The organism is Fictibacillus gelatini DSM 15865, from assembly GCF_000430745.1.
Taxonomy (GTDB): Bacteria; Bacillota; Bacilli; order Bacillales; family Fictibacillaceae; genus Fictibacillus_A; species Fictibacillus_A gelatini.
Genome location: NZ_AUMP01000066.1, coordinates 1 through 6365, shown reverse-complemented (window position 1 = coordinate 6365; position 6365 = coordinate 1). Strand labels below are relative to the sequence as shown.

Genomic DNA, 6365 nt, shown 5'->3' with positions numbered 1-6365 from the left:
CTATTCGAGAGTTCGAGGCATTCAAAGAAGCTTGGAAAGAACGCTATCCTAAAATCGTATCCTCCTGGGAAGAGAACCTGTCCACGTTGCTTAGTTTCATGGATTACCCGTCAGAAATACGGTATGCCATCTACACGACCAACTGGATGGAGAGGACCAACAAGGAAATCCGAAAACGGCTAAAGACCATGAACAGTCTCACAAGCATAGAGGCAGCAGAAAAAATCGTCTACTTGACCATTGTCGATATGAATGACAAGTGGACAGAAAGGATTTCAACAGGCTTCGCCAAAGCCAAGCCGAGCATTCTGCAAAAGTTCGAAGAAAAATACGGAAAGTAAAAAAATTCATAGAGTCACATGAGGGGCTCCTCCGCCCCTCACGTGACTGAATATTCAATCTATAACTAGAACACAAGAAAAATCAAAAAAGACAATTCCATACTCTACTTGTAAATTGATTTACACAAAATTATTGACACTACCAAAATGATCTTAAATTGAGTGAGTTTTTATCACGAATTAAGAAACTAGATAAAGATTAAAATGCACAAAATTAATGGACCCACATTTATGTCCTAAATGGGTCTACTTTTTTGTTCTCGTACAGAACGTGAGGGAAGAAACTAATGGTACGTTTGTGGTTTTTATTAGTTTACATAATATATAGTGAAGGGCTTAAATAAAGACTTATAGGAAGTTCTCATAATTTATCGTACAAAATTTGATAAAACGAATAAAAAATGATAATTATCGTTCAAAAATATTTTACTAAATTTTAGCACACATGTTCTTAAAAGTCTACTGTAATACAATACTTAGGACTAATTGCTATCCTACAAAAAATGGGGTTGCTTATTATCCCCTAATGATGGATTTGGACACAGTGTTATCATTTTTTATCATCTTGGGATAAACTTTGTTAATTCTTTGAAAAAACGTAACGAAGAAGAGTTTTTCTTTTTGAACACCTCCTCATAACATAAAGGATAAAAAGTCCAGCTCTGTTCCAGACATTTTAATTATCCATGTAAATTCGAAAAGGACTAACCAATCGCTTGCTTACATATATGTATATAAATTAATAAACTAGGAGGGATCTTTCATTGTCGATAATATTAACCGGAATTATTGTGACGATTTTATCTCTGATTGTTATTGCTTTCGTATTTATAAAAAGAAAGAAAATCAAGGATATGATCGGTATGATGGCAGCAATGGCTTTAGGAATGTTGGTCGGACTAACAGGTGGCTTGCTTGCCGGAATTTTGTATAGCGGAAACCTCTTTATTTCAACCGTTTTAGGAATGGGCATTGGGTTTTTGGCCGGTTTTTTGACCGGATTACCGATAAATGTCATGGCTATAATAGATGGCGTTTTGTCAGGAATTATGGGTGGTATGATGGGTGCCATGTTAGGAGAAATGATTTCACCAGAATACCAAAATCGAATGATTCAAATCATGCTTGTCATATTTGTTGGGATGATTTGTATTGTTCTGTATATGCTCCAACAAGAAACCGGTTTTAACCGTTCATCTATTATTAACAAAATATTCCACAATCCGCTAATAATAGCATTCGTCTTTCTGCTGTTTTTCTACACATACAATCACTTGTTTAATGAACTCAATCAAGATTATATCGCTTCCCAAAAAAATTCCCATATGAGCCACTCTCTGATTAATAAAAAGTTGTCTGTCTCTCGGTTGAATTCCAGTGCAAAGATGAAAAAACTAGTCATTGAAGCAACCGACTTTTCTTACTACCCCAAAGAATTCAAACTTACTGTAGGACAGCCAGTAAACTTAATTCTCAAAAATAGCGGTGAGATTGAACATGATATAGAATTCGAAAACATGAAAGCATCTTTTTTACAACAGCCTCAACAAGGAAATCATTCAAAAGATCAAATAGTTCATATTCATTCATTGCCGGGAAAAACATCTGAAATGAGATTCATACCAAACGAAAGTGGTGTTTTTCGATTTTTTTGTACGGTACCCGGTCATAAAGAATCAGGTATGATTGGAATTGTTAAAGTTTCTTAATAAAAGTGGGGCACTGCCGAGGCACTACTCGGCTTTTTTCATTTATATTATTGTTTAGTTTTGCATACAACTAAGTTGACTCACGCTGAATATAATAAAGTTGTTTCATTATACGATTGAAGTACAAAAGGAAATGAACGAAACGATAAAGATATTGGAAGAAAGTCTAAAAAGAGAAGGGTTCGGAGCTTCATGGCAATTTAGTGTAACGGAAAAACTGCAGGAAAAAGGATTGGATTTTCCAATACCATTTGTAATTTTGGAAGTGTGTAATCCGCAAGAGGCAGCGCGTGTGCTTTCTGAAAACTTATTAGCAGGTTATTTTTTGCCATGCAAAATCGTGGTGTATAGTGAAAATGAAACAACAAAAATTGGTATGCCAAAACCAACCATGTTGATCAGCATGATAAATCATGAAGAATTGAAAAACTTAGCGGAGGACATTGAAAATAGGTTGATATCCTGTATCGTTGAATGCAGATAGCTGCTAAAAGTAAACCGAAATAACAATGTTTAAATTTTAATATAAATCTTTTTATTAGGCTTTTTATGGAATTTGGGAAAAGCTTAAAAGTAATAACAAATGGGAAGAAATAAAAAAGAAGACATTAGGGAGGATTACACATGATCAGTAAATTACATATGGGAGTCCTAGTAGCTGTGTTATCTGTCTTAATCAATGCTGGCTGTAACAATCAAATCAATGACAATAATCAGATGGATCATGACTCGAAAGAAATGGATCATGCAAATATGAATCATGAAGATATGGATATGTCCTCAAATGATAAAGCTAAGGATAGCAAAACAAATGAAATGGGGTTTGCGAAGCCGCCAAGCTCTTACAACCGTTTTGCGAACCAAAACATTATGATAACAGCGACGAAAAACGTTACCCGCATAAACACAGATGATCCCATTAAATTATCCGTCATGGTTTCACAAACGGTTTGGCCTGCCACTCATAAAGAAAACCAGCCCGGCGCAATTATTTTAGTGCCTCTTGAAAGCTGGCAAATGGCTTTGGCAAGTGTAGACTTAATTCATCATCCGAATAACGGCCCTGTTTTATTTACAAAAGATCGAAAAATACCGGATGCCGTCTTAATGGAAATAAACCGTCTTCAACCTTTAGGCACAGCTGACGGTACGCAAATCATGGTGATGGGAAATCTCGAGAAAAGCGAACTAGATAAATTAAAGAATTTTAAGTTGAAACAAATTAGTGAAACAGATCCAGCTGCGTTTGCGAAAGAAATTGACCAATTTTACAGCGACATTGCCGGTAAGACTCCGCAAAGTGTGATTATTGGTTCTTTGGAAGATAAGGCGAAATTGCACACACTCACAGCTACCAATTGGATTGCTCATATGGAAGAACCGTTACTGTATGTCTCTTCGAATAAAATTCCACGGCCAACAAAAGAGGCGTTACAGCTAAGAAAAGGAAAAGCAAATATATATCTTTTAGGTCCCGAATCAGTAATCTCTAAAGAAGTGGAAAACGAATTAAAATCATTTGGCACCGTTGTACGAATAGCGGGAGATACACCGGTGCAACAATCTATTTCTTTTGCTACTTACAAAGATGAAAAAACAAAATTTGGCTGGGGGCTAAATAATCCGGGGCATGGTATATCATTTGTTTCAACGAAAACCCCTGAATTAGCAATTGCAGCTGCGCCATTTTCCCATCTAGGAAAACACGCGCCTTTAATATGGCTAGAGAATGGAGCTTTAACAAAGGACGTATATGAATTTTTAGCCCGTTTAAAACCAACTTTTACGGATGATCCAACAGTTGGACCGTATAACCACGCATTTTTATCTGGTACATTCCGCTCCATCCCTTTTCAAACGCAAGGAATCATCGATGAAAAGCTCGAAATTGTTCCCGCAAAGGGAGAAGGGCATACAGGGCATTAGAAGAAGTACGTAAATCTATATACGCAGAACAGCCTGTAAGCCGAGCAGGCTGTTTTGTATCTATAGGTAGAAAGTCCCGATCCATGAAGATAGTAATAGTGATTTTAGCTTAACGCAAGGGTTTCCGTGGCGATACGGGATCTGATGGAAGCGAGCGGCCAATCTCTGATCTGAGGAACACGAATTTAATAGGAGGCTAGGTAATATTGGATGAGTCTAGATAACAAGACAAAGTCCATACTGCCGAAGGTGTTACGGAGTAAATGAAGCAGATAGGTGAAGAGAAAAACTGTACTCTTACCCAAGGAGGTCTGACGGACACGCCAACTGAATTGGTACCCATCTAGCGATAAATGGCTGAACCGTCAGAAGTCAGCTGATGTTCATAGAGAACAAATTATCGCTCAAAGTGGACGGAGAGAAGACCGCACTGGACCGACCATGGGACCCATCCTATTCACATCAGTTCTTCATAGGTGGTGTGTATGATGAAGGTAGAAGGTAAAGTAAGAAAGGAATGTTAATCAAGAAAAAGATAATAACTGGGATATTTGCTGTTACGTTATTTTAATGAATAGTCACCGGGATATTTACGTATAGTAACGGCTAGGGAAGGTACCTTGAATTTCGTTTAGATGCTTCCATTTATGTAGGAAAGGAACCCTCATTTGACTAGTTAAAAGACATGTATTCATGTCATGCACAAATGGAACTTAATGAAATAATGATGAATAACTTTTAGATAATGTGTGAGGTGATATCATGATGGGTGGTATGATGAGTGGATGGGGAATGATGGGATTTGGATTTTTCGGCTGGATCCTTAACCTGTTCATCATTGGATTAGTTGTCTATTGCCACCTTATGAAAATCATCATCTTAGACATCACGAAGATAATTATCATGAAGATCATGAACATGATCATAGCTATTACCACTAATACACGTAAATATGATGTGTGATAAGAATGAGGATTGATTTATAAAGAAGGCCCCTGAAGGCACTTTAGTTTTGTATATAACATATGCTCCATATGAAATCATTATAAAAGAGGAGGAGCCATAATGGCGCATACAAATTCCCATAATCATTCTCATGATCATAGTGATATTTTCATAGCTACGCACCATCAGTGAAAATGAAACAAGCATTTTTTTTAGCTATTATTATTTTAGTTGATGAAATGTGTTTGGTATTATTTCAAACAGTTTAGCTTTGTTGGCCGATGCTTGGCACATGGCGACAGATTGGTCTTTCTTGGTTTGCCTTGGAACAATCAAAAAATCGCCAAACAAAAAAATGACATTTGGTTGAGCGTGCAGGTATTATAGGCTGCAGCTATCAATGGTTTAACACTTGTTTTAGTCGCTTTTTGGATTCTTTATTCCGCCATTGGTAGGATGATTAATCCCGAACCCGTTGTACTGGGGATGTTTATAGGAGTTGGAATAGGCTTAGTGGTCAATCTTTTCATTATCTCTCGATTAAAAGGAGATGAAGAAAACTTAAATGTCAAAGCTGCTCTACTACATGTTATAGGAGATGTTGGAGCATCGGCAGGTGTTATCATTGCAGGGGTTATTATTTATTTTACAAATTGGCAAATTGTCGATCCGATTCTAAGTGTATTCATTGCAATATTAGTTGCATTTAGTGTATGGAACATTATCAAGCAATGTTTCTGTATTTTAATGCAAGCTACACCACAAAATATTGACTTAAACGCACTTTCGGAAAAAATAAGATCAGTAAATGGGGTAAAAAGTGTCCATGATTTACATGTTTGGGCGCAAACAACCGGCCAAAATTTTCTAACTTGTCATGCTGTGTTAAATGAAAATATACAGTAAAGCGAAAGTCGATTTATTTTAGAAAAGAATAATGAGCAGCTCAAAATGCTAGGTATTCAACATTCCACTATACAAATTGAAGACCCAAACATACCTCATGAGGATACGCTCATCTGCGCTGAAATTCACCATTCTCATGATCATGATCACGATCATCGTCGTGAGCTTCACCATAACCATTAACTCTTTTATCCAGAGAAAACGGAGATTCCTAATAGTGTCAACCTCAGTTGAAAATTCCCCAAAAATGCCGTTTTAAAATTCCCCATTATTAACACAAAAAGCTCTATCTTTCTATGGTATCACTTCCTTTCAATCGTGTTTGGGATTCCCTTTCCCCCGAGGGGGAAAGGGAATTGATCGAATATTCATTCACTGTTTTTTCCGTGTTGAAAAATCCTGCTTTCTTCTTCTCCTTGATTCGATAGCTTTCTCCTTTAATATTGATGGTATGTGAATAATGAAGTAGTCGATCTAAAATCGCTGACGCTAACACACGATCTCCAAAAATCTCTCCCCAATTTCCGTATGATTTGTT

8 protein-coding genes are annotated in these 6365 nt (G+C 36.8%); 7 read left to right on the top strand and 1 reads right to left on the bottom strand.

All coding sequences use genetic code 11. From position 1 onward, the window contains the following. From H538_RS0117860 to H538_RS25205, 7 genes are all read left to right on the top strand, one after another. Positions 1–341: transposase (locus H538_RS0117860; protein ID WP_026678749.1), on the top strand; the 341-nt coding region annotated here is incomplete at its 5' end. Positions 342–1111: 770 nt separating this feature from the next. Next, a complete protein-coding gene (locus H538_RS0117855; RefSeq protein ID WP_407636406.1) occupies positions 1112–2050 on the top strand; it encodes a plastocyanin/azurin family copper-binding protein in 939 nt (312 codons plus the stop codon). A 100-nt stretch (positions 2051–2150) separates the two neighbouring features. After that, on the top strand, positions 2151–2534 hold the full coding sequence (locus H538_RS0117850; RefSeq protein ID WP_026678747.1) for a DUF302 domain-containing protein: 384 nt from the start codon (positions 2151–2153) through the stop codon (positions 2532–2534). Positions 2535–2674: 140 nt separating this feature from the next. After that, a complete protein-coding gene (locus H538_RS0117845; protein WP_407636404.1) occupies positions 2675–3976 on the top strand; it encodes a cell wall-binding repeat-containing protein in 1302 nt (433 codons plus the stop codon). 762 nt (positions 3977–4738) lie between these two features. Further along, on the top strand, positions 4739–4939 hold the full coding sequence (locus tag H538_RS26505) for a hypothetical protein (RefSeq protein WP_035351432.1): 201 nt from the start codon (positions 4739–4741) through the stop codon (positions 4937–4939). Between the two features lie 274 nt (positions 4940–5213). Beyond that, complete coding sequence (locus tag H538_RS27160; RefSeq protein ID WP_407636405.1) at positions 5214–5291, top strand: hypothetical protein; 78 nt, start codon at positions 5214–5216, stop codon at positions 5289–5291. 26 nt (positions 5292–5317) lie between these two features. After that, positions 5318–5827 (top strand): cation diffusion facilitator family transporter, encoded by a 510-nt coding sequence (locus tag H538_RS25205; RefSeq protein WP_081412703.1) that lies wholly within the window; start codon positions 5318–5320, stop codon positions 5825–5827. Between the two features lie 286 nt (positions 5828–6113). Here the strand turns inward: H538_RS25205 and H538_RS26815 are convergent. Continuing rightward, positions 6114–6365: ATP-binding protein (locus tag H538_RS26815; RefSeq protein WP_161627220.1), on the bottom strand; the 252-nt coding region annotated here is incomplete at its 5' end.